The sequence below is a fragment of the Pseudomonas sp. EL_65y_Pfl2_R96 genome (assembly GCF_963970905.1).
Classification (GTDB): Bacteria; Pseudomonadota; Gammaproteobacteria; order Pseudomonadales; family Pseudomonadaceae; genus Aquipseudomonas.
Genome location: NZ_CAXAQH010000025.1, coordinates 30198 through 53467 on the forward strand (window position 1 = coordinate 30198; position 23270 = coordinate 53467).

Genomic DNA, 23270 nt, shown 5'->3' on the forward strand with positions numbered 1-23270 from the left:
TTGAGATAACCACAGTATTTCTCGAAGCATAGAAATACTGTGGTTTAGAAACCTGCGTTAGCGAAGCAACAAGACAGGCATGCTGGCTGTTCGAAGCATCGTCGTAGTCGTGCTACCCACCAGGAACTGTCGGATGCGTGAGTGCCCATAGGCGCCCATGACCAGCAGATCAATTCCGTGCTCTGCTTGATAAACGTGCAGGGCCGCCTCCACCTCACCTTGTCGTATTTCAGCTTGGACTACGAAGCCTGAAGAAAGAAGCATGCCTCGTGCTTTCTCCAGCGCCTCTCGATTGCTTTCCGAGTCTGCATCGACCATAACAAGATGAATGGGTAAACCTTCGCAAAGCCGGCTGGCGGCGAGCATTTGGACGGTTTTGTAGGCCGTAGGGCTGCCGTCAAATGCGAGCATCACTTTTTCGGGCTTTTTATAGCAGTTGGCTGTGATCAAGATGGGCCGGCGAATTGTCCGCACGACAGCTTCTATCTGGCTACCAAGGGTGCGCGTACTGCGTGTGCTGTCTTCTCCCACTCTTCCGATCACCAATAGCCGAATATCCTCCTGAAGGTCGCTCAGACTTTCTACTAAGTGGCCGTGGCGCTGCTTCAACTCAGGAAAGCCAGCACCGGAGATGACAGTTCGCTCCCTGGCGGCTTCAAGCATATGCTTTCCCTGCTCCAGAGCGATTCTGGCACGATGGGCATCCAACGTAGCCAGTTCCTCCAGCAGATGCTCTCGACTTCCGAGGCCAATATTTCCACTCAGGTCAGCTGCTGCCGGGTATTTCTCTTCATCCAAGACATGTAGCAAAGTAAGGGGCGCATCTAATTGTTGTGACGCCCATGCTGCGTAGTCGCAGACCGCCAGTGAGAACTTTGAGTTATCAATGCATGCCATTACGTGAGTCATTGTTGATCTCCTTAGTGGCTCATGAGCTTGTCGATGGCGTCAGGTTTGTCATGCACGCCAAAGCGGTCAACGATAGTGGCGCTGGCCTCATTAAGGCCTAACACTTCAACCTCAGCACCCTCGCGACGGAATTTGATAACCACTTTGTCCAGCGCTACGACGGCAGTGATATCCCAGAAATGCGCCTGCGTGAGATCGATGGTGACCTTGTTGAGCGCTTCCTTGAAGTCAAAAACTTCAGTGAACTTGTCTGCAGAGCTAAAGAACACCTGGCCCACGACGTGGTAAGTCCGATGCGATTCCGCCTCTTCTAGAGTGCTCTTGATATTTAGGTAATGTCCGACCTTGTTCGCAAAGAACAGTGATGCCAGAAGCACGCCTACCAATACGCCGTAGGCCAGGTTGTGTGTTGCGACGACGACCACAACAGTCGCGACCATGACGATGTTGGTCGAAAGCGGGTGCTGCTTGAGGTTGCGCAAAGAATCCCAGCTGAAGGTGCCGATGGACACCATGATCATCACAGCCACGAGTGCGGCCATGGGAATTTTGGAGAGCCACTCACCAAGAAAGACGATTAGCAGTAGCAGGAAGACGCCGGCGCAAAGTGTCGACAGGCGGGTGCGGCCACCGGATTTCACGTTGATGATTGATTGGCCAATCATGGCACAGCCCGCCATCCCACCAAGCATACCGGCAATGATGTTAGAGACACCCTGGCCCTTACATTCGCGGTTTTTGTTGCTGGTGGTATCGGTCAGATCATCGACGATGGTCGCGGTCATCATGGACTCAAGCAGACCCACTACAGCCAAGGCAGCTGAGTACGGGAAGATGATGCACAGGGTTTCAAAGTTCAGCGGGACTTCAGGCCAGAGGAAAATCGGCAGTGTGTCCGGCAGTTGGCCCATGTCACCCACGGTGCGGATATCCAGCCCGAGGTAAATGGCAATTGCGGTCAGGGTCAGGATGCACACCAGCGGCGAAGGAATCAGCTTGCCGATCTTCGGTACATACGGGAACAGGTAAATGATTCCGAGGCCCGCTGCTGTCATGGCATAGACGTGCCAGGTCACGTTGGTCAGTTCAGGCAACTGCGCCATGAAAATCAGAATTGCCAATGCATTCACAAAGCCTGTGACCACCGAACGTGAAACAAAGCGCATCAGTGAGCCCAGCTTCAGGAAGCCAGCGAGGATTTGGAGTACCCCACAGAGTAAGGTGGCTGCTAGCAGATACTGAAGCCCGTGATCTTTTACCAAGGTGACCATGAGCAGTGCCATGGCACCAGTTGCCGCTGAGATCATGCCAGGACGACCGCCGACAAATGCGATAACAGCACAGATACAGAAGGAGGCATAAAGACCGACCTTGGGGTCGACACCGGCGATGATGGAAAAAGCGATGGCTTCCGGGATCAGCGCGAGTGCGACCACGAGCCCCGCGAGCACATCTCCACGGACGTTGGAAAACCACGTTTGTCTGAGTTTTTGCAGCATAGAAAATATCCAAGGCAAAGCATCGCGCACGCCAAATGGATGGCGAACGAATCGATACAAATTCAAATTTTGAGAATTTTTGCTGTGTGCTTAAGGTGTAAAACCAGGCGTACAGCAGTGCGCGTCCGCGAGCGAAGCTAGCGGAAGCAAGGTGTTGCGAGGGGGCGTAGTGCTAAGGCGGCGTAGGCTGCCAGTAAATTATTTGGAGTACAGTCATGCTGGTGTTCTTGTAGCTCAAGGGGGCAGGCTGAGCGGGAAGTATACAGTCAAGCTATCGTCGATTGCGACCCGCCACCTCACTTTGGGCGGATTGCTTTGAGAAAGGTCTTTTGGCAATATCACTCGCCTGCGCTTCTTTTGTCAGTTCTCCATCCCTCTCAGTTGGGAACTGCGTAGTTGAGAAGCGCAGGTAAAAACCCGGCCAAGTGCCGGGTTTTTTATTTTTCTGGTCAAATTTGATCAGTGTGATTCGGAGTGGAGCCTCCACACATCAGGCAAATGTGGCTGTAGAGCAGAATCGGAAAAGCCCGCACGGAGGCGGGCTGCTTTTTTCACAAAGGGGGCGCCGATCCATCAGCTGAGGTCATTGTAGATTGAGTATTCCCACGCGCAAGTCGGAAGCGGATAGCGCGGCGCTCGGCCAGGTTCAATCTTCTGGATCTTTCTCTTCCTCAGGCGTCCATCTGGCGATTAGGTCAACCAACAATTCTGCAACGGCGTCATTGTTACCTTCCAGCACCCTCATCTGCTCATTGATTCGGTCGGATATGACTTTAGAACCTTGCTGATCGATCCAAGTACTTATCTCTTCAATCGCACACTTGAGCGCTGTGATGTTTTGGTTTAGGCGGCTGAGCAGTGCAGGGGTAGGGTCGTCAGGCAGAGACATGGTTTTCCTCCATAGAGAGTAAAGCATAGTCGAAGAAGTTGATGAGAACGAAAAGCCCGGCGCCTCACGGGGCTCATGCTGCTTCCAGCGTAGAGGCTAGGCGATTTGTTGTAAGGGGCCGGCGAACACACCTTCCGAACTCCAGGTTTAAGGACGATGGTGTCCGCGTATTGAGCGGACGCGATTGCCCTTATTGACAGGATTTCCATGCGCCAACGAAGCTCTTATCCCAAACCGTTCAAAACCCAGGTCGTCCAGAAATGCCTGAAACCTGGAGCGACGGTCTCCAGCGTTGCCATCAACCACGGCATCAATGCCAACGTCATCCGCAAATGGTTGCCGATTTACCGAGATCAACCACCCGCAGTACTGCCCGCATTCGTGCCTCTGAAAACCACGCCCAAGCGGGCCAAGGAAGACATGGCTGTCATTTCGCTATCGCTGGGCGATAAATCCATCACGGTGAAATGGCCAGCCTCCAACCCGGATGGCTGTGCGCGTTTTATCCGTGAGGTTGCTCAATGATTCGCATTGAAGCTATCTGGCTCGCCACTGAGTCCATGGTATGCGCGCCGGTACAGAGACCGCGTTGGCCAGAGTGATTGCGGTGTTCGGTGCGGCGAAGCCGTACTGTGCTTAGCTAGCGTAACGAACGTCCTGATTGGCCAAATCCTACGATTTGCTGCCGCGTTAGCATGTTGCGGCTGGTGTCGTAGAAGCCATGATTCAGGTCGTATTTGGATGCGCCCAAATCTTACCGGTCAGTATAGTCAACTCCGTATCTTTGCCGGAGTGCCTTAAATGGACAATACCCGTGAGCGCTTGATTGACTCCGCACTGAAGCTTTTTCTGTCACAAGGTATATACATTACTGGTGTGATGACCCTCGCCGCGATGGCGGGTGTTACCAAGATGACGCTATACAGCCATTTCCCCTCCAAGGATGCGCTGATAGTGGCTTGCCTTGAGGAGCGCGACCGACGCTGGCGTGAAGAGGTAGAGCGCACCTTGGCAGGGCATCCTGACCCGGTCAGTGGCATGCTCGCTTTTTTCGATTTGTATCAACGCTTTCTTTTGCAAGACAGCGAACGCGGGTGCCTGTTCGTCAACAGTGCGGCTGAATTCCCCCAGTTTAGCCACCCTGTGCATTTGGCAGTGAGCAGGCATAAGCAAGGGATACGCGACAATCTTAATGCCTTGGCCGTGAGCGCCGGTATAAGTGACCCTGACGTAGTTGCTGAGGGGCTGTTTATCTTACTGGAGGGCAGTTTTGTAAGCGGCGCCATGGGCCAGGACGTGCGGGTATTCGACACTGCCCGACACGTAGCTCATTGCTGGATCCGGAAGCAGGGCCAGCAGGAGCAGAGCGTATGACCCTAGGCTTATTAGCGGCCATTGCCGCCACTTTTTCCTGGTCGCTGCTCTACATCTTTCCGGGGTTGGTCGGCGATTACAGCCTTTTTGATCTGGCTGTGGTGAGCTATGCCTTTGCCGGTTTGGGTAGCCTGCTTGTGCTGTTTGTTTACCGCAGCGAAGTTCGGCAATTGCGACTGAGCGACTGGGCCTGTGCCGCACTGCTGGGCTTCGTGGGATACATCGGCTACTTCTTCCTGATCACCTCTGCGGTCTTGGCAGCTGGGCCGGTGATCCCTCCGGTAATGATGGGGTCAGTACCGATTGTGCTTGCGATCGCCGGCAACATGAGAAGCTCCAGCGTGCCCTGGCGCGCTATTGCCGGGCCGCTGGTGGTGGCGGCCTTGGGCATAGGTTTGGTCAATCTGAGCGTGTTTGATTTTAGCCGTGCAACTTCAGTGCTCCCGACAGCTTCGATATTGCTTGGGCTGCTCGCATCGTTAATGGCAATTGGATTTTGGACTGGTTTTGGATTGTTAAATGAAAGTGCTTTGGCTCAACGCCCAAGCATGTCCCCCATGCTGTGGTCAGCCATGCTGATCTTCATGTGCAGCGTCGAAATGCTGGCCTTCATCCCAGTTGGGCTGTACTTGAAACTGTCCCACTTCGCTAGCCATCCGAGCGGGTTAACAGGTACTCAGGCGCTAATAGTCTGTGGGTTAATTCAGGGGTTAGGGGCCACCCTTGCAGGTGCCTGGGCGTGGTCAGTCGCAACTCGGCGTCTACCTCTGGCTCTAAGCGGGCAATTGATCGCCAGCGGAACCATTTATGCAACTACGATGGGCCTGCTCATCAACCAACGCTGGCCCTCTCCTATGGAAGCGCTTGGAACTGGGTTGCTATTCGTAGGGGTTGTTTGGGCTATTCACGCCTTTTATCGCAGGCAAACACGCCTCGAGACGCATGGCGGGATAACTGACCTTAGCCAAAACTAATGCGACTGTGCTGGTATGGGCATTTCAGGTTTCCACTTTGGATTGATGCGGCATCATTGGCCTAAGTGCTTGGGTCGGGAAGTTGTGTTAGGTGGTCGGTTCATATCTGGACATGTTTGTGCGACGGCAATTTTCATCCTGGCCGGAAGGTGTGTTCGCCATCTTCTTACGGGCTATCGGCTCCTCGAGCATTATAAGCCTGCCTGCGATATCCCGTTAGATAGCTATCGCCGTATTATTTCTTTTTATCGCAATGTTGTATTAACTATTATCTGCCCGAGCAGGGCATGACCTTCCTGACCAGTTTCCCAATGGTCATACCTTGGATCAAAATAGAGAACACTACGATTATGTAGGTTAGGGAAACCACTGTATCGCGTGCCTCGCTCGGCGGAAGCGATAAAGCGAGGGCCACTGAAATTCCTCCTCGTAGGCCACCCCAGGTCATTACGCTCCAAGCACCTTTAGGAAGCCGAAAGCGTTTACCCAAGACAGCGATAGGAACACCGACCGTCAGCAATCGCGATAGCAACGTTAAAGCCACGACCATCAATCCAGTGGCGATAAGAGCATTTGAAAAATGTATCAGAACCACTTCTAGGCCGATCAGGACAAATAAGACTGCATTAAGGATTTCGTCCATCAATTCCCAAAACATGTCGAGATTTTTCTTGGTCTGTTCAGACATTGCATAGGAACGGCCATGATTGCCAATAATCAGCCCCATTACTACCGTAGCAATGGGGCCGGAAACATGTAGATGCGTTGCGAGGGCATAGGCGCCGAGCACAGCGGCCAAGGTGATGAGGACTTCCTCTTGATAGCTGTCGATACTTTTGAGCATCCGGTAGATGACGTACCCGACGACTGCGCCTAGAAGAGCGCCGCCGCCTGCCTCTTTCAACAGTAACTGCGCGGCTCCCGCAACCGATGGGCCTTCACCGCTGGCGATTATAGCCAAAATGAGAGAAAACAGGACTACGCTGACTCCATCGTTGAATAGAGATTCCCCCGAAATAACCAGTTCAACGCTATCGGGAGCACCAGCAGACTTCAAAATGCCCATCACAGCGATAGGATCGGTTGGCGAGATCAGAGCACCGAACACCAGACAGTAGACGAGCGGCATACCGAGATCTGTCAAAGACAATAACGCCCATAGACCGAAACCGATAAATAGCGTCGACAGGGTTGTGCCTATTGCGGCGAGGGACGCTACCTGCCATCTGTAGATACGTAACTGCGACAAGTCGACGTGCAAGGCCCCAGCGAATAGCAGTAACGACAACATGCCTTGCATAAGCAATTCGGAGAAATCTATGGATTCCACCAGCGATTGCTCAAGCGTGTGCAAGGCATGGAAGCCAAGGCTATCAGCGGCCATATTCAGTAGCGATATGCCAAGTGCGATACCCATGACGCCAATGGTGGAAGGAAGTCCCACGTAACGTCGGTTAACGTAGGCAAGTAGGGCTGTGACACTTAGAAATATCGCAATAATGTCTAGCATTCAACGGTTAGCTCCGGGGTTTGTGCGATAGTTAATGATAAGGATGCGCTCTGCGGCGAGGCCCGCCATTCAGTTTGAAAGCAATAATGCCTGAGAGTGCAACATTTGCCGGTTGGTCGCGCTGCCCTGACGGTAGGTTGGACACCATCGGCGCATCAGTATCACAACCAAAGATATGGCCCATGCCATTTGTGTGTGGCGGCAGAGGAGGGGGGCATGCGCGATACGCTGAGTCATTCGACTGCTAACCACGATGGTTACAGAACTTTCACTCAAATCGATAGCCCACTGTTATGAGCGGATGGATACCGTATTTTGCGAAGGCCGCTGCCGCCCACTCGGCTTGAATTGCCTTAATCCTATAATCCGATAGAAAGTATCTGATAGGCTTTTGGGGCGAGCAGCAAATTTCAACATACGCCTTTTGGCGATTTTTTCCTTCCAGCATACCGAGGTTCCATGCAAGCCGAGATGCAGGAGATCAGCGACCATCTCTATCGTTTTTCCCCGTTTGATCAACTGCCCAGGGAGTCGGTAGATGCTATGGCTCGGCGAGTTGATGTGCGTTACTTCAAGGCCGGTAGCGACATCCTGGAAGCGGGTGCCGTTATCCAGGATTTGCACTATGTGCGCAGCGGCGCAGTGGAGATTTATCGACGCAGCGGCGAGCTTTACAACCGGCTTGTCGAAGGCGATATCTTTGGCCAGGCAGGGCTCTTGCGCAGCAACAAAGTTCGTTTTCCTGCGAGAGCACTTGAAGACAGTCTGATTTACTACATCCCCGCCGACGTATTCGCCGATCTGTGCGCACAGCATGACGCCTTTGCGGATTTCGTTGAAGCTGAAGGGCACTCCAGGCTCAAGTCCGCAGTCGAGGCGCAGGGGCGGGCGAGCGAACTGATCCAGCTCAAATGCCGAGCCTTGCTATCACGCTCCTTGGTGTGGGTGACGTCAGATACTACTGTTGGCGAGGCTGCAAGGCTGATGACTGAGCAACGCGTTGCTTGTGTCGTGGTCATGTCGCCATCGGGACTGCAGGCAGGAGAGACCCAGGGGATTGTGACCGACAGAGATCTTCGCACCCGGGTCGTCGCTGCCGGGAAGAACGCCGACAAAACGCTCATCAGCGACATCATGACGACAGATCCTGTCGCCATAAATGCTGATGACTCAGGTTTTGAAGCGATGCTAGTCATGCTGCGCCGCAACATCCATCACTTGCCCGTTCTCAATCATGGGCGCCCGATTGGCGTAATCAACCTCTCAGATATTATTCGGTACGAATCCCATAGTAGCCTGTACCTGGTCAACAGAATATCTAACCAGACGTCGGTCGACGGTCTAAAGTCGCTTTTACGAGACCTGCGTGGAACGTACATCCGGATGGTGAAGGATGGCGCGACCGCGCACATGATCGGTAGCGCTATCTCAGGTATCGGCAGAGCTTTCACGCAGCGTCTGCTGGAGCTTGCAGAAGAAAAACTGGGCCCACCTCCAGTACCTTACTGCTTCATGGTTCTAGGCTCCATGGCGCGCGATGAGCAACTGCTAGTAAGCGATCAAGATAACGCCTTAGTGCTGGATGATCGATTCGATCCCTCCTTGCATGACGCATATTTTCGTAGTTTGGCAACCTTTGTCAGCGATGGCCTCGCCGCGTGTGGGTACAGCTACTGTAAGGGCGGAGTCATGGCGACCAACGATCAATGGCGACAACCTTTGAGGGTGTGGCACAGCTATTTTGATCAGTGGATCGAAAAACCAAACCCGACAACTTTGCTAAATAGCTGCATCTTTTTCGATTTGGATGGCGTATTCGGCCAGCTCTCGCTAGTGCAAGAACTCAAAGTTCTATGCGCTCGCAAATCCAGTTCCCACCCCGGATTTCTCAGTGCCATGGCGAGGATTGCACTGAACCGGACACCGCCCCTAGGATTTTTTCGTACCTTTGTCGTCGAGACAGATGGACAACAGAAAAGAATCATCAATCTTAAAGGTCGCGGTACGGCACCACTCACCGACCTTATTCGCATCCATGCTCTTGCTTGCGGCAGTACTGCGCAGAACTCGTTTGACCGTATCGATGCAATCGCTAGCTCTAACATCATGCCGCCCGAAGCATTGAAGCACTTGCGCTATGCTCTTGAGTTACTCTCTATGGTGAGGATCCGGCATCAGGTAGAGGCGCTGGAGCAGGGAGAAGCGCCCAATAACTATATCGAGCCTGAGCGCTTCTCCAATAGCGAGCGGCACAATCTCAAAGAGGCCTTCAAGGTGTTGAGTAACGGCCAGAATTTCCTGCGGTTCCGCTACCCGCCAAAGAGTCGTGTCTCAAAATGAATGATGCCAAGGCGGAGCCAGATCACCCGGGAAACTGGCCAGAAGTGTTCCGCGAGTTGGCGCAGAAGTCGGCTAATTCTTACTTGCGAAAGTTTTATCAGGCGGGCGTCGTCTCACCACAGACTCTGATTGAAAACGTGCAATTTCTTGCGATGGACGTGGAGACAACCGGGCTCAATGCACAGGCTCATAGTATTGTTAGCATTGGTTTAGTGCCGTTCACCTTAGAGCGCATTTATTGCAGCAAGGCGGCGTATTGGGTGCTAAACCCATCATCAGAACTGAATGAAAAGTCGGTGACCTTTCACCACATTACCCATGCTGAGATTTTGAATGCTCCCTCGCTTCCGGAAGTGCTGGAGCCACTTCTGGACGCCATGGCAGGCAAAGTGGTCGTCGTCCATTACCGCAATATCGAGCGTGAGTTCCTAGATGCAGCACTGCGGAGGCACCTCGGAGAAGGCCTGAGGTTTCCGGTCGTAGACACGATGCAATTGGAAGCCAGGATGCATCGGCAAAAGCAAGGTTGGGTTGCCAGGCTCATGCGCCGCCCGCAGACATCCATACGATTGGCCGACAGCCGCACGCGCTATAACCTTCCAGCCTATCAAGGGCATCATGCGTTAACCGATGCCCTCGCTACCGCTGAGCTGCTACAAGCGCAGATAGCTACTCATTATTCATCAGCCTCACCTATTGGCGCGCTATGGGACTGATTGCCCTGCACTGGAAGCGGGTTCGCCCGAGAATCCATGGATGGGAAGCTCCTCAAGAGCCTCGATTGTTTCTCAGAAGATATCCATGGTTCTAGGTGTGCGCTGAACATGCGTTTATATCGAGTGCTCTGAACTCCTCACAGCCACGTCTTTATTACGAACCACAGGCACCTCGTCACCGGAAATAGATGCAACGTAAACGGTTCGTGATGGGAACGCAAAGCTGACTCCTATCTCGTTAAATGTGTCCATTATTGCTAAATTTATGTCCTGCTGAACATCCATGTAGATGTTGTAACTTGGGTCTAGCACGATGTATACGACCTCAAATTCTAAGGCGCTCTCCCCAAAACTCCGAAAATGGCATCGGTCAAATCTGGCTCTTTCTTGCTGCCTGATAATATGCTCGATTCGTTGTGTTACTTCCCTGGCCTGCTGCGCAGAGCAAGTATAAGTAAGCCCTATCTCAAAGACTATTCTACGCTCCAGAAGCCGTTTGTAATTCTGTATAGTACTCCCGATCATTTCCGCGTTAGCCATAACGATTTGTTCACCGCCCAGGCTACGAATCCGCGTTGTCTTCAATCCAACATGCTCGACAGTACCAGATAATGAGCCCACAACGATGAAGTCGCCTACCTCAAATGGTTTATCTACCGCAATTGACAACGAAGCGAAGACATCCCCTAGAATATTCTGCATAGCCAGCGCAATAGCGATGCCTCCTACCCCAAGGCTGGCAACGAAAGCTGTGATATTCACGCCGACATTCGAGAGCATCGACAGCACTACTACAACCCACAGGAAAACCTTCGCCCCCCACAGACTTAGCGTTGCCAAGGCGCTGCCTTGGAATGTTTCAGAAGCGCTGTGCCGTCTAAAGTATTGAGCGAGCGCCAACGCGCAGGCGCGGTTCGCCCACAAGCCGATCTGCAAAGCAGCGACCACGAACCAAAGGCTGCTGACTCGTCCCAACCAACGCTCGGGTAGGTCAAGGACGCCTACACCAATGAGTATCGATGCCAGTAGTAAGAGTGTGTTACTTGTGCCTGAAAGCACTACGACCGCGATATTACTAACGGGGGCATTTGGTAGGGTTGATATTTTTCGAAGCTTCCTAAGGAAAAAACCAATCACAGTTCTTGCCAAGACGAAACTAATCGTCGCTAACAAAATAGCGATAACCCAATTGGCTAGCGAGATTCCCAGAAAATCGTAAGTCATAAAAAAATTTAATGTTTCTTGAAACATTCTGACCTCCTTTTTTCGAGGTTAAACCCGCCAGCGAGTACTTAGCGGGTTATGTAAAAATTACGGGATGCTTGGCGCCCTCAATAGTTAACTAGCGGGGCTCAGACATCAGTCCCTTCACAAGAGACACGCAGCCCAGTGCCAACACAAGAGCAAAAGGCAGACCCGTAGATACCGCCATGGCTTGTAGTGCCACGAGACCTCCGCCCAACAACAGCGCAATGGCAATCACTCCTTCTATGACGGCCCAAAATACACGCTGTGGAACAGGCGCATCGACCTTACCCCCTGCTGTAATCGTATCGATGACTAAGGAACCGGAGTCTGAGGAAGTGATGAAAAAGACGATGACCAGAACAATGCCCAAGAACGAAGATATTTCTTTTAGTGGCAGTTCTCCCAGCATGGCGAACAGTTTCAACTCCAGCACAGCATCCTTAACGCCAACCAAGTTTTGTACAGTAGCTTGGTCGATGGCAGTGCCACCAAACGTCGTCATCCATAATACGGACACCACGGTAGGAACTAACAAAACAGAGATTAAGAACTCCCTGACCGTTCGTCCACGGCTGACCCGCGCAATAAACATACCCACAAATGGAGACCAACTGATCCACCATGCCCAATAAAATGCAGTCCAGCCCTGCGTGAATTCCGTGTCAGTGCGTCCGAAAGGATTGGAAAGTGCCGGTAGGTATTCAGCGTAGGTCACCAAATTTTTAAAGAATCCAGTGAAGATTGCCAAGGTCGGCCCAACAACAATGATGAACACCAGCAGCAGCAACGCTAGGCCCATATTGATCTGTGACAGCATCTTGACGCCCTTATCTAAGCCAGCAAGTACTGACCAAAGGGCAATTATGGTGATACCAACGATCAGCACTACTTTGCTTAGATTTGTCGACTCAATACCGAAGAGATATTCAATCCCTGCTGCTGCCTGCTCGGCTCCTATCCCCAGCGATGTCGCCAGTCCGAACAATGTGGCGAATACCGCTAGGATATCTATCAAGTGCCCTGGCCACCCCCAGACGCGCTCGCCTAGCAATGGATAAAAGATCGACCGTATAGAGAGCGGTAAGCCCTTGTTGTAAGAAAACAGGGCTAGGGAGAGAGCGACAATCGCGTAGATCGCCCAGGGGTGGAGTCCCCAGTGAAAGATAGTGGCGGCCATTGCCAAGTCAGCTGATGCCTTGGCGTCACCCGCGGCACCTCCTAACGGTGCCCAGTCGGTTCGGGCTCCACTCGCATCGACTGTTACACCGCCCATGGACGCTTGATAATGAGACATGGGTTCGGCTACGCCATAGAACATAAGGCCAATGCCCATTCCTGCAGCGAAAAGCATTGAGAACCAGCCCACGTAGCTATGGTCTGGTTTGGCATCCCTACCGCCCAATCGAACCTTCCCCAGCGGCGAGAAAATTAGCCCGATGCAAAGCAAGACAAATATGTTTGCAATGCTCATGAACAGCCAAGCGAGATTGCCAGTCAGCCAGTTTCGGATGGCACTGAACAGCGGTTCTACTTCATTTTGGAGCGCCAGCGTCAAAATGACGAACAGCAAGATGGTGGCAGCTGAGATGACAAACACTTTGCCATGGATATCAAGGGAAAATGAAAACTCACCTTTGATATTGTCCTGTCCGATCACGTAGTCGGTGTCAATCAGATTGGCGGCCCCGCTAGGAGCAGGAATGCCATCCTCACTGCTTTTATGAGGTTTTTCTGGTAGATCATCCCCAGGTGTTCGGCCCATGAGAGCCTCCTTGATGGTGGCACGTTATGACGTGCAGTGGTCGTTAGCCCCGCTGTTCCTATGGTAAAAACGAGATGTTTGCATGCCTATCCTAACAAGCTTTTTTACAATCTGGCGAAAGCTGGTCTCACAGGGTAAATGCAGTAGGGCGTCAGTCAGCTTGGATGCAGGGCTCGAAAACTGGGCGCTTAAGCAATCATTTGGTTCTGCTTACCTATCGCTGCGGTAAGAGGATTGATGGGGCTGGATGTTTCCTATTCGAAGGTACCTGTTCTTCAAGGCGCATCAGTCTCGCCACCGATGCCGACGACAGCCATGACCAATCGACAGGAACTCCATCACGGATTTTTCCGCTGATTCTCAAAAGGTTGAAGAGGCCGAACTCAAAGGCAAAGCCTATACCAGCGTGGCCACCAACAAGACCGAGAAGGCTCGTGTCGTTTGGCAGCATAGCCATGGAGGAACGCGTGGCGAAACGCCAATGCTCCGATCAGCCTGATGGGCTGCGCAAGTCGGCCGATTGACAGTGATAGGTATTTTCTACATGCGTGAAATGATGGATGTCATATATCAATCTGCAATTCCAGATCCCCATTTGCCAATATACGAGCGTTAACAAGGGTACCGGTCAGTGGCCGCTCTGAAAGCTGGATAACAGTTATCGCATGCGCCTTGTGAAGATCATCCGGGAAAGGAGCTTTCACCTGCACTTGAAAGGCGCCACGCGTAATCGGGATGATCATCGCCACGCACTCCGCGCTTTTTGCGATGGGGCCAAAAAATGTGTCCAGCAGATAATTCAAGCGTATGCGGCAGCTCATACACAAATCCCATTCAGTACAGCAGATCAGAGTATTCACACTCACTTGTTAACTAGACTGTACATGCAGTATTGCAGTTCAACGGGTCGCGGTAGGGACGGCAGTTACCTGCCGCCCCCCGCACAGATCCGTACGTGCGGAACTACCGCATACGGCTCCTGCCTCGGGTATGTGACGCGAAGCGATCCTCAGGGTAAGGATGTGCATTTCTGGGTCTAGGTATGTAGAAGTCAGCAAGGCGTCCATAGCGTGACCATTGAAGCCGATTACGCTGGCTACGACGTTTGAGGGCTTGCCTCCATAGACGGCAGACCGCCGAACGAAAACCACCCAGACGTATCAGGTTTCCCGGCACCGCGTGGTAATTGAAGTAACCGCTCACCACCCGAGTGAGCCATTGCCCTTGAACCCGGATGGGTTCATGACGTCGACGTTTCAGCTCATCCCGAATGGCCAGCAGCGTCGCACGCATTCGCTTCTTGACCGTCAGTCGCAGTATTTGAAAGCCACCGTTTCTGTTGGTACTACAACAGTGTGTGAAGCCCAGGAAGTCAAAGGCCTGCGGTTTACCTAAACCTCGCTTCCTACGATTTCTCGCAGCAAAACGACCGAACTCAATCAGTCGTGTTTTCGAGGCGTTGAGCGATAAACCGAACTTGGCCAACCGTTCCTGCAACTGCACCAGAAACTGCTGAGCCTGCACTTTCGTCCTGAAACCCACCACGCTGTCGTCCGCGTAACGCACAATAATTACATCGCCACGGGCATGCCGCTGGCGCCACTGCCTTGCCCACAGATCCAACACGTAGTGAAGATAGATATTCGCCAGCAATGGCGATATCACTGCGCCTTGGGGCGTCCCCTTGGTCGCAGCCACCCTACGGCCATCTTCCATAACACCCGCCTGAAGCCATTTGCAGATAAGCCCGAGCAGGCGCCGGTCTGCAATCCGGTGTCCCAGAAACATCAGCATCCATTCATGGTCGATCTCATCAAAGAACGACGTGATATCCGCATCCAATATCCAGTTCACCTTCTGGCCCTTCAGCGCGACCGTCAACGCATCCAGCGCATCGTGCTGGCTACGTCCCGGCCGAAACCCATACGAGAATCCCAGAAAGTCCTCTTCATAGATCGCATTCAGAACGGTAACGACTGCCTGCTGTACGATCTTGTCCTCCAGAGAGGCAATGCCCAACGGGCGTTGCCTGCCATCGGCTTTGGGAATGTAGACCCGCCGCGATGGCGTTGCTCGATAGGCTCCACCGTGGAGCCTTGCGTGCAAATCAGTTACCCGCTGGAGAAGACCTTCCTCGTATTCCCGCCACGACATGCCGTCCACGCCTACCGCTGCATCGCGGCGCAGGGCATAGAAACTCTGCGCCAATAACTGCGGTGTGATGTGGTGCAGCAAAACCGTGAACTGCATGCCCTTGTTCCTTCGGGCGGCTTCACGTACACCTTCAAGTCCCATCGACGCGCAACTGATCCGGCTCAGTGTCCGGGGCGCGGGAGGCTTGTTGGTGTTTCCCTTGGCTACGTCCCTTTCCTCCACTATCTCCGCAGGGCCAGACCCTTTGTTCGATGGCTTCTCAGGTACTACGGACGTATCCGACTTCTCGGCGGCGTAGACAGCAGGGTTTCGGCTTTTGGCCTTTCCTGCTCCGCCCGGTGCTTGCGCACCGGGCGCCGCTGAGATCTCCCAGTTTCTGTGCGAAGGACTTCCCGACGTGCACAGGGTCTCCGACCGCGCGGGATCAGAGCATGACTGGCGTATAACGCCATGCTCCGTATTGCCTTCTGCTTCGCTTAACAGCATCGGCATCCCGAATTCCTGATTACGCGGCTCAATGGCTGGCCCATCGGTTTCCCCTGTCAACGCTTCACCCTGCACCTCACGGTGCAACATGCATGACTCGGGGCCTGGTTGATTCGCCATTTCTTACCAGTATCGAACTTTCATCGACTATCCTCCGCCAGCTTTAACTGGCGCACTAAGCGTCCGGCGAAGTCACCTTCTCGATCCCAGCCATAAGGACGATGGTGTCCACCTAAAGTGGACACCAGTTCTAGCCTTTTAAGCGGGTATTTCATGCAGCCACAACGCCGTTCCTACTCCAAGTCTTTCAAAGCCCAGGTCATTCAAGAGTGTGCCCAGCCCGGGGCTTCGATTGCCAGCATCGCGCTCAGTCATGGTCTCAACGCAAACCTCGTACACAAATGGATTCGGGTGTCACCCAAGTCGATAAGCTACTGCATGGCGATGAAAACATGGTCGGTGCCGATGCGGGTTACACCGGCGTCGAGAAGCGCCCAGAACATGAAGGCCGTGAGGTCATCTGGCAGATCGCTGCCCGCCGTAGTACATACAAGAAGCTGAGTAAGCGCAGCGCACTGTACAAAGCCAAGCGCAAGATCGAGAAGTCCAAGGCGCAGGTTCGCGCCAAGGTCGAGCACCCGTTCCGGGTGATCAAGCGCCAGTTCGGTTATGTGACGACGCGCTTCCGTGGCCTGGCAAAGAACACCGCGCAACTGGTGACGCTGTTCGCCCTGTCGAACCTACGGATGGCGCGCCGACAGTTGCTGGCAAATGCAGGAGAGGTGCGCCTGTAATGTTGGAAATGGCTGCCGCGAGGTGCTCGCGGCGGCTAAAGACACAGAAATGAGCGGGTGGCCTGATCGCTTTTGATCGATTTGCCGCTTTCAAAATCGGCGGTGGCTGAAGTAGCCCGGAAATACAGGGCTACTTCAGACCATCCCTAGGGTGATGGCGGTGGGGATTGATAGCTTAGGGGCAACGCTACAGCACGCGCCGCCCCTAAGTTTGGCGTCTCAACCCTTTGCGATAGCCTCACCGAGTTGCTGATTGGTCATTGCTTCGCCAGCAATACCCCAAGCACCATCTACGGCATGCACGATGTTGACCCAGATGCTTTCCTTGGGCAGTTGTCCGCCGGACATCTCATGGATAATGTTGGTTGCTTCCTCAATGTAGCCAACCTGTATTTCGCGATTGGCGAATGCAAAAGCAGGCACCTTCCATTCGATGAAAGCGACTGGAGCTTCGGCAGAGCCAGAGAAGGTGTTTTCTGCGGTCAATACATGGATGGAACCGACGACGTTCGGGGTCATGACCCTGTTGCCGGTCAGACCATGCCACTTCAACATGGCGTCAGACAGGTGGGCGAAAGCAATCTTTTCACTGCCTTTAGGCAGCACACCTTCAGTAAGTGTAAGGGTGAGAGGCATTTCCATACTCCTGTAATCGAGGGTTCGTGTCGCATCTGCGACCGCGACGATCGTAAAATAACGATCGTTATTTAAATTTACATAACGATCGTTATTTTGCCAAGTACAATCTGGGATCACTCACCCTGAATCCAATACGGAGGTATCTGTGTCTCGATCCGAACGAAAGCAGCAGACACGTCAACGAATTCTTGACGCGGCAGGCCGTGTTTTTCGTAAAGCCGGCTTTGGCGGTGTTGGTGTGGATGGCCTGGCAAAAGAAGCAGGAGTCACCTCCGGCGCCTTCTATGCCCACTTTGACTCTAAGGCTGCGGCATTTCGTGAGTCGGTCGGACAGGGGATGGCTGAACTCAAGGACGGCGTGCGCCACTTCCAAGCCCAGCATGGACACACCTGGTGGTCTGAGTTCGTGTGTTTCTACTTAGGAGAGAAGCGTAAATGCGGGCTAGCAGAGAGCTGCGCACTGCAGAGTCTTGCTTCAGAAATTTCCAGGTCTGATCCCTGCTCACGTGCAGAGTTTGAGGCTGAACTGCTCAACGTCGCTGCTCTAATCGTGGAAGGCCCTGCATCGGATCATGCTCCTGCCGACATAGGTGAGGCCATGTTTGCATTGTCCACATTGGTTGGTGCCGTCACACTTACTCGTGCGGTAGCAGATCCAGTAGTGGCCGAAAAAATCGCAGTAGCCGCGGAGCAGGTATTACTGTCAGGGATTAGTTATCGAGGCCATCCGTGAACCGGCTTGAGCCAGCCGAACTAACAGAGAGCATGGTGTCGGCGCTGATTGAAAACTGACCCACCCTGCCGATTGAAAATTGACCCAGGGCGGATTGCTGATTGTTGCCCCAGCAATTGTGGATAAGCTTAGCAGCAGTGTCCCGCTGACAGAGGCACTAAGCCCCACCGCATGCAGGCATGCGGCAGGGTATTCCCGGTGTAGATCAAAACGGTTCATCGTCCTCTGTACCGTCATCGTCCTTGCGCTTTCGCTCACGTGATTTGATCTTTGTCTGCGCGACCAAGCTGCTGTGTTGCAGGCGGTAGGACAGAAATGGAATGTACTTTCACCCTGACGTACCAATTGCCGTCTGACGACAACGACATGGATGCGATCATGGATCGCTTGGCGGAAGCCGGCTGTGATGATGCGTTGGTCGGAATCGGACAGCCAGGTCGCCTAGCATTGGAGTTTGTCCGCGAAGCATCCTCTGTACATGACACAATTGAGGACGCCATAGAAGACGTGCGCCGAGCCGTACCTAACGCACGCTTGATCGAGGCCGCTCTCGCTCCAGCCTGACTGCAGACGCCTGCTCATCCGTATCTAATACTAATAGACCTACGCTGGGCAATGGAGATGTCGGTGGTTCGGGCCAGCGGGCCCGGCTTAGTTGTAGGTTTTTCAGATGGAGGTGAAAGTGCTGTCATCGATCAAGGAATACCAATCAGGGCCTCAGATGCCACAGAGCATTTGGATGACCCTCGGACTGCCGTCACGCGGTACCAGGCTTTATGACCTAGTTCGCGAAGGACTACCTTTCGAATTCCTCGACCGGGTAGCGAGCCTACTGCAGATGCAGCGAGGGGATATCTCCAAGGCTATTGGTGTGCCGCCCACAACGTTGGCGCGTAGAGCGACCGCCTCGTCGCATTGATTGGTGTCCTTGAAGAAGCCCTCTCTCTGTTCGAAAACGATGTCGCCACTGCAACGGAATGGATGAGCACGCCCGTTCGTGGGCTTGGTTCGAAGCGTCCTCTGGATATGATGAGGACGAGGGTGGAAACGAAGGCCGTCTTTGATCTTATTGGCAGACTGGAGAGGGGCGTTCTTGTGTGAGATTCGATAGGCGACATGTTGGGCAGTGGAGCTATAAATACTTTGGCTATCGCTCCTACGGGCTTAAGCCCGGCTAGACCCCAAGTCTTCTCATACCCTGGATGAGTCACGGAAGCGCATCACGGCGGCCTATTTCTTCTAGGCGTTGCCAAGCTGTCCGCTATCCCATCCTTCAGTGAGTTCGTTTATTCGATCCGCAATCTGAGGCGTTTTTGATAGGACAAGGCAGCGCGTATTGCCGACAAACTCCTCGATCAAATACAGCGAGTCGCCAACATCGAGTTCCAGTTCCTGCAGCGCCTCATCGGGAATTCGAATTGCGCCGTCACCGTCCCATTCTTCGATGATGATTTTCATAGGTGGCTTTCTCACGTGTGGTCTCCGTTGCTTTGAGCCGGCAAGTCGCTCCTGCCTGTAGATTCTCAGAGGCAAGTTTTACAGATCCGGATAATCGTCAAGCCTAAGGCTAGGAGCGCTCGCGTCTTGCGGCTCGCGCTGGGGCGTATGTATCACTCCGGCTTCAGCATCTGCACGCATCTGTTCAACCTCCTTCTGAAATGCCTTGTCCTGAACCGTAGGTTTGCTGCTGTACGGCTTTCGCTCTGGTTCAGGTTTGGCTGCATAAGTCGTTACCGCGTCTGGGTCGTGCTGCAGCTTTTCTTGGACTTGCGATTCCAGCATCGCACGAAGGGCGTCTTTGTCAGGACGGGTAACCAATTTGTTACTCCTAGTTGGCAGTCAGCGATTGGCTCATTGGCTTGGTGGTGTGAGACGGGGCGTCCAAGCCTTAGCACCAACCGCCTGCGGTGAATGATGTTATCAAGTATGAAAATAGCAAATGCCGGACGCATTTCTCAGCCTAATGTTCGGCATCGGCATCGGCATCGGTTTCACGAGACCGGCTTTCAACAAGCACCAACTACTTACAGCTGCCTGCCTTTCGATATCCTGCCGCTTGGGTCTCGGATTCCGACTTGAAGGAGACATGGTTTTTTTCAGACACCTGACCATAGCCAGGGCACCCCGTCGAGAGGTGGTATACCTGACCCTTCCAGTTACCGATGATCACACCGGTCAGAGTTGCACAATCTGTGCTCGTAGGAATCTGAGCGGAATTTCTACTCGCGGTGAGTAGGTACTCCGCTCAGGCTCTAAATTATCCAGGAACAAGACGACGTTACGTTTACCTTGCTTTGGCGCCGCTACGCTCCCATACATTATCCCATCGAGCCGGCCGGATTCGAACGGGTAATCACGGAGGAACTCAGTCACCACTTGAGACGGAACGTATTCGGTGTGCACTCGGTCATCCCGAGCGACGGGCTGCATGATCTCGTTCGTGAAGTAGTGAAGAAAAGAAAGGAGAAGCCGTCGTCTATAGGGTTCCTCGGAGAAAATTCCCGGTATAGCAGGGAGTCTCGACAGATCTAATAGTCGTAGTGGCCTGATCACCTCAAAGCACCCCACACAACTCACCAGCTCCTTCACCTCATAAACAGCGGTTCTGCGATCTAGGGCGGCATAAAACATTGGCACACCAGCCGGGTTCATCCTGTTGGTCTGGCAAACATGCCGAGGAGGAGGGCCGAAATCCTTTGCGGTCGGTGAGCGACCCTTGAATCCCGGTCGTGCACGATACAGTAAGAGCCCGGGCACTGCCGTCTGGATAAGATCTTCCACCTCGACCAGGCGTGCTATTGCTGTGAGAAGATCCATCGGCGAGTAGGCGTCATAGCTGAGATCTTCAGCGTCCAGATTCTGAAAGAAAAATCGCCGTTCGTGCTTGATGTGGTTGCAAAACCTGTCCCACGCGAACCGCATTGCATCATCTTCATCCAGCGACATCCAGTTACGGTCACACCAGATATCGTCTGTCAGGGTGAAGGAGATTGCACTGCGCAAAGAGTCGTTAAAGTCCTTGGGCAAATCCATGCAACACTCCTCGAATACCAGCTCATAGGTCGACCACGTCTCGCCTTGGTAACCACCCTCTGCGCTGATGTGGGGCAAATGATCTGCAGCTTTCCCGTAGTGCTGAGCCAATAAAGCTTCTATATGTTCGCAAAGGTCGCTAAGCGGTGCCGTAGGTGCGGTATATCCGCAGCAAAAGTCGCACCCACGACGGCCGCCCCGTTCTCTGATCCACTGTTTTAAATCGTCGTCACTAAAGCAATTGGCGCAGACACTCTCCATCAGAAGCATTTCCCTGGTTTTCTCACGTGTGGTCTCCATTGTATTTGAGTCGACAATGGTAACGTTGTTTTGAAAACAGGCTCAGAGCGCAGCGAGTAAACGCTCGAGCTGCTCATGCTCCCACTCACTCAATAGTTCAACAGGATCAGCTGCGTCGCGCTGCCAAAGTTGAAGTGTCCCGACTCGACCGTCAGGCGACCTGCAGTACTCGCAGTAGTCCAGGGTGTCACAGTCATTGAATAGCGTGAGCTGCCAGCCATCAATCTCCACAGGCATGAGTCCATGATAGATTTCAATCCATGACTGGATGGATCTTCGCATCATGATGCGTTTGCCAAGCGCGACGTCCGTCAGCACCTGGCAGACCTCGAGGGCTGTGAGAAGAGAGGTTGTGTTCAGATCATTCTGAGCTCGAGTCATCGCGTGCCCATAGCTAAGCAACGGTATGAAGTGGCGTGAATTGAGAGGTCGCTCGTTCGGGCCAACGAGGCCCGGCTATCCTACCAAACTCGAAAGCTACTCACTCAGGAGTCATGAGCACCGCTAAGGTGATGTTGATGAATTCTTCATTCTTGCTGATTGTGTCCAAAGCACCGCGTACGTTACCGGCGACCTCCGCTGATCCGCGCTGTTCGACCCAGATCGTGAGTTCCATGATCGCGGCTTCGAGGGCGAGCTGGTTTTGATTGATTTTGAAGAGTAGGGAAGGGAGCAGGCCTGCCCTTCAGGTTGTTCCTCTAGCTGAGGATGGTTGGGCACAGTTCCGGGCAAATCGAGTGCGAGCTTTAGGGTGAAAGAGTTTTTTCGAACTGTGAATGACCTATTTGCACAGCGCAGCCCCAAACACAAAAAGCAAAGCCCCGAAGGTTCGCGGCTTCGGGGCTTCTATTTTCGCCTCCATCCCTTAATGATTGGCGAACTTGCCGGCGAGAATACCAGCGATGTGTCATTGATTCACTACGGCGATAAGGGGGTTGTGTCCGATGTGAGGGACGTCGACGAGGGGGGGAATCCACGTTTCGTACACCTGTTATTGGCTGATATTCATACATCATCTGCTTGCCACGGGCTTGACGAGAGCTACTGGCGGCCCTTTCAAGAGAGGCTTCGCCTCGCCCTGCAGCCATGCTGTATGGTGTCATCCTGCCAGTAGCTCTGGGCTAAGATGAGGCGGTAGCTAGGCCACCATTACACAAGGATAGTTTTGGGTATGACGTACATTAACTTGCCCAGTGACCAGCAAGCTGCAATCAGCGACGTCGACGAGACGGTGCTTCGGGCTGCAGTACGCAAATGCTTGGATGAAGAGCGCGTAGGGCCGATTCATGGGCTTGGTCTCAGTGACTGTGGGCCTTACGTGGCTACCAAGCTCCATGGGTTCCAACAAGCGATCGCTGAGTACGGCAAGGCCAAGGCTCATGCCAAGCGCGAACGGACTCGGCAAGATGCGCTGCGCGCCGGCAGTGACCTCGTTCACGCGGTGCAGCAAATGAAGGGCCGGCTCGAAACTGAGCGCCAAGAGGGGGAGTTGTTCTTCATCGATGATCAGATCAGGCCGCCCTTCCATCTCAGCAAGCGACTATCACTGCAGGTTACATTCCGCTGGCGAGCATCGCCGTCTGCGGACTGGAAGCACGGTCACCTGACGTTCGTCTACGATTTCTCCCCTCAGCCCAGCTACACCCTGCCGCTGCCCAAGCGCAAACCCAGCGCTGCGCAGGCAGCGAGGGATCTCGAAGACAGTCTGTATCGAGAATGGGAGCGCTTGAAGGCTCAGGCGCTGTTCTCTATGAGAGAGTTCTTCCGCGAGGGCGGCGATGGGGATGCTGTGCCAGAGGTGTTCGCAGTAAGGTCTAGTCCCTACGGTGGGGGCTTGAATAATTTCAGCTGTAATTTTTGGCAGCCCGAAAGGACAACACCATAATTGCGAGCAAGCATCAGCCTGGTTG

Annotated in this window: 23 protein-coding genes and 5 pseudogenes; 12 read left to right on the plus strand and 16 right to left on the minus strand. The window is 53.4% G+C overall.

Going from position 1 to position 23270, the window contains the following annotated elements; translation table 11 throughout:
* Nucleotides 1-57: 57 nt before the first annotated feature.
* The 3 genes from AACY49_RS22060 to AACY49_RS22070 form a co-directional block, all read right to left on the minus strand.
* On the minus strand, nt 58-909 hold the full coding sequence (locus AACY49_RS22060; RefSeq protein WP_339473620.1) for a universal stress protein: 852 nt from the start codon (nt 907-909) through the stop codon (nt 58-60).
* An 11-nt stretch (nt 910-920) separates the two neighbouring features.
* Nucleotides 921-2408 carry a SulP family inorganic anion transporter gene (locus AACY49_RS22065; RefSeq protein WP_339526403.1) on the minus strand — a complete coding sequence of 496 codons (1488 nt, stop codon included), beginning with the start codon at nt 2406-2408 and terminating at the stop codon, nt 921-923.
* 646 nt (nt 2409-3054) lie between these two features.
* Nucleotides 3055-3297 (minus strand): hypothetical protein, encoded by a 243-nt coding sequence (locus tag AACY49_RS22070; RefSeq protein WP_339526405.1) that lies wholly within the window; start codon nt 3295-3297, stop codon nt 3055-3057.
* A 207-nt stretch (nt 3298-3504) separates the two neighbouring features.
* Here AACY49_RS22070 and AACY49_RS22075 point away from each other — a divergent pair, with 207 nt between their 5' ends.
* The 3 genes from AACY49_RS22075 to AACY49_RS22085 all read left to right on the plus strand — a co-directional run bounded on the left by AACY49_RS22075 (nt 3505) and on the right by AACY49_RS22085 (nt 5645).
* The gene (locus tag AACY49_RS22075) at nt 3505-3822 is read left to right on the plus strand and encodes a transposase (protein ID WP_339473614.1); all 318 of its coding nucleotides are present in this window, start codon (nt 3505-3507) and stop codon (nt 3820-3822) included.
* A 276-nt stretch (nt 3823-4098) separates the two neighbouring features.
* Nucleotides 4099-4671 carry a TetR/AcrR family transcriptional regulator gene (locus AACY49_RS22080; protein WP_339526407.1) on the plus strand — a complete coding sequence of 191 codons (573 nt, stop codon included), beginning with the start codon at nt 4099-4101 and terminating at the stop codon, nt 4669-4671.
* Nucleotides 4668-5645 carry a DMT family transporter gene (locus tag AACY49_RS22085; RefSeq protein ID WP_339526409.1) on the plus strand — a complete coding sequence of 326 codons (978 nt, stop codon included), beginning with the start codon at nt 4668-4670 and terminating at the stop codon, nt 5643-5645. Before AACY49_RS22080 ends, AACY49_RS22085 begins: the two co-directional genes overlap by 4 nt.
* A 268-nt stretch (nt 5646-5913) precedes the next feature.
* On the opposite strand, the gene AACY49_RS22090 is transcribed toward AACY49_RS22085, so the two are convergent.
* Nucleotides 5914-7155, minus strand: coding sequence for a cation:proton antiporter (locus AACY49_RS22090; protein ID WP_339526411.1), 1242 nt, complete (start codon nt 7153-7155; stop codon nt 5914-5916).
* A gap of 459 nt (nt 7156-7614) precedes the next feature.
* Here AACY49_RS22090 and AACY49_RS22095 point away from each other — a divergent pair, with 459 nt between their 5' ends.
* Together AACY49_RS22095 and AACY49_RS22100 are read left to right on the plus strand one after the other, a co-directional pair.
* Complete coding sequence (locus AACY49_RS22095) at nt 7615-9495, plus strand: DUF294 nucleotidyltransferase-like domain-containing protein (RefSeq protein WP_339526413.1); 1881 nt, start codon at nt 7615-7617, stop codon at nt 9493-9495.
* Nucleotides 9492-10211, plus strand: coding sequence for a 3'-5' exonuclease (locus AACY49_RS22100; protein ID WP_339526415.1), 720 nt, complete (start codon nt 9492-9494; stop codon nt 10209-10211). Before AACY49_RS22095 ends, AACY49_RS22100 begins: the two co-directional genes overlap by 4 nt.
* A gap of 114 nt (nt 10212-10325) precedes the next feature.
* Here the strand turns inward: AACY49_RS22100 and AACY49_RS22105 are convergent, their stop codons facing one another.
* The 4 genes from AACY49_RS22105 to ltrA all read right to left on the minus strand — a co-directional run bounded on the left by AACY49_RS22105 (nt 10326) and on the right by ltrA (nt 15471).
* On the minus strand, nt 10326-11462 hold the full coding sequence (locus AACY49_RS22105; protein ID WP_339526416.1) for a mechanosensitive ion channel family protein: 1137 nt from the start codon (nt 11460-11462) through the stop codon (nt 10326-10328).
* Between the two features lie 91 nt (nt 11463-11553).
* Nucleotides 11554-13221 (minus strand): BCCT family transporter, encoded by a 1668-nt coding sequence (locus AACY49_RS22110; RefSeq protein WP_339526418.1) that lies wholly within the window; start codon nt 13219-13221, stop codon nt 11554-11556.
* Nucleotides 13222-13784: 563 nt separating this feature from the next.
* Nucleotides 13785-14042 carry a hypothetical protein gene (locus tag AACY49_RS22115; RefSeq protein WP_339526419.1) on the minus strand — a complete coding sequence of 86 codons (258 nt, stop codon included), beginning with the start codon at nt 14040-14042 and terminating at the stop codon, nt 13785-13787.
* A gap of 142 nt (nt 14043-14184) precedes the next feature.
* Nucleotides 14185-15471, minus strand: coding sequence for a group II intron reverse transcriptase/maturase (ltrA, locus tag AACY49_RS22120; protein WP_445262659.1), 1287 nt, complete (start codon nt 15469-15471; stop codon nt 14185-14187).
* Between the two features lie 663 nt (nt 15472-16134).
* On the opposite strand from ltrA, the pseudogene AACY49_RS22125 reads away from it, so the two are divergent.
* Nucleotides 16135-16212: pseudogene (locus AACY49_RS22125) on the plus strand (IS66-like element accessory protein TnpA); the annotation flags it as partial.
* Nucleotides 16213-16274: 62 nt separating this feature from the next.
* Nucleotides 16275-16655 (plus strand): annotated as a pseudogene (locus AACY49_RS22130) (transposase); the annotation flags it as partial.
* A gap of 219 nt (nt 16656-16874) precedes the next feature.
* Here AACY49_RS22130 and AACY49_RS22135 read toward each other — a convergent pair.
* Nucleotides 16875-17291, minus strand: coding sequence for a 4-oxalocrotonate tautomerase (locus AACY49_RS22135; RefSeq protein ID WP_339526421.1), 417 nt, complete (start codon nt 17289-17291; stop codon nt 16875-16877).
* Nucleotides 17292-17439: 148 nt separating this feature from the next.
* On the opposite strand from AACY49_RS22135, the gene AACY49_RS22140 reads away from it, so the two are divergent.
* Nucleotides 17440-18027 (plus strand): TetR/AcrR family transcriptional regulator, encoded by a 588-nt coding sequence (locus tag AACY49_RS22140; RefSeq protein WP_339526423.1) that lies wholly within the window; start codon nt 17440-17442, stop codon nt 18025-18027.
* A gap of 205 nt (nt 18028-18232) precedes the next feature.
* Here the strand turns inward: AACY49_RS22140 and AACY49_RS22145 are convergent.
* Nucleotides 18233-18337: pseudogene (locus tag AACY49_RS22145) on the minus strand (AAA family ATPase); the annotation flags it as partial.
* 5 nt (nt 18338-18342) lie between these two features.
* On the opposite strand from AACY49_RS22145, the pseudogene AACY49_RS22150 reads away from it, so the two are divergent.
* The 3 genes and pseudogenes from AACY49_RS22150 to AACY49_RS22160 form a co-directional block, all read left to right on the plus strand.
* A pseudogene (locus AACY49_RS22150) lies at nt 18343-18576 on the plus strand (hypothetical protein); the annotation flags it as partial.
* A gap of 190 nt (nt 18577-18766) precedes the next feature.
* Complete coding sequence (locus AACY49_RS22155; RefSeq protein ID WP_339526476.1) at nt 18767-18946, plus strand: antitoxin Xre-like helix-turn-helix domain-containing protein; 180 nt, start codon at nt 18767-18769, stop codon at nt 18944-18946.
* Nucleotides 18943-19128 (plus strand): antitoxin Xre/MbcA/ParS toxin-binding domain-containing protein, encoded by a 186-nt coding sequence (locus tag AACY49_RS22160; protein ID WP_339526425.1) that lies wholly within the window; start codon nt 18943-18945, stop codon nt 19126-19128. Before AACY49_RS22155 ends, AACY49_RS22160 begins: the two co-directional genes overlap by 4 nt.
* 138 nt (nt 19129-19266) lie before the next feature.
* Here the strand turns inward: AACY49_RS22160 and AACY49_RS22165 are convergent, their stop codons facing one another.
* The 6 genes and pseudogenes from AACY49_RS22165 to AACY49_RS22190 all read right to left on the minus strand — a co-directional run bounded on the left by AACY49_RS22165 (nt 19267) and on the right by AACY49_RS22190 (nt 22036).
* Complete coding sequence (locus AACY49_RS22165) at nt 19267-19485, minus strand: AbrB/MazE/SpoVT family DNA-binding domain-containing protein (RefSeq protein WP_339526427.1); 219 nt, start codon at nt 19483-19485, stop codon at nt 19267-19269.
* A 78-nt stretch (nt 19486-19563) separates the two neighbouring features.
* Nucleotides 19564-19845: a hypothetical protein gene (locus AACY49_RS22170; protein WP_339526429.1), complete on the minus strand. Its 282-nt coding sequence runs from the start codon at nt 19843-19845 to the stop codon at nt 19564-19566.
* A 202-nt stretch (nt 19846-20047) separates the two neighbouring features.
* Nucleotides 20048-20200 (minus strand): annotated as a pseudogene (locus AACY49_RS22175) (endonuclease); the annotation flags it as partial.
* 2 nt (nt 20201-20202) lie between these two features.
* Nucleotides 20203-21360, minus strand: coding sequence for a HEPN-associated N-terminal domain-containing protein (locus AACY49_RS22180; RefSeq protein WP_339526431.1), 1158 nt, complete (start codon nt 21358-21360; stop codon nt 20203-20205).
* A 42-nt stretch (nt 21361-21402) separates the two neighbouring features.
* The gene (locus tag AACY49_RS22185) at nt 21403-21741 is read right to left on the minus strand and encodes a DUF7693 family protein (protein WP_339526433.1); all 339 of its coding nucleotides are present in this window, start codon (nt 21739-21741) and stop codon (nt 21403-21405) included.
* A 100-nt stretch (nt 21742-21841) separates the two neighbouring features.
* The gene (locus tag AACY49_RS22190) at nt 21842-22036 is read right to left on the minus strand and encodes a hypothetical protein (RefSeq protein ID WP_339526478.1); all 195 of its coding nucleotides are present in this window, start codon (nt 22034-22036) and stop codon (nt 21842-21844) included.
* A gap of 495 nt (nt 22037-22531) precedes the next feature.
* On the opposite strand from AACY49_RS22190, the gene AACY49_RS22195 reads away from it, so the two are divergent.
* A complete protein-coding gene (locus AACY49_RS22195; RefSeq protein WP_339526435.1) occupies nt 22532-23245 on the plus strand; it encodes a hypothetical protein in 714 nt (237 codons plus the stop codon).
* Nucleotides 23246-23270 lie beyond the last annotated feature (25 nt).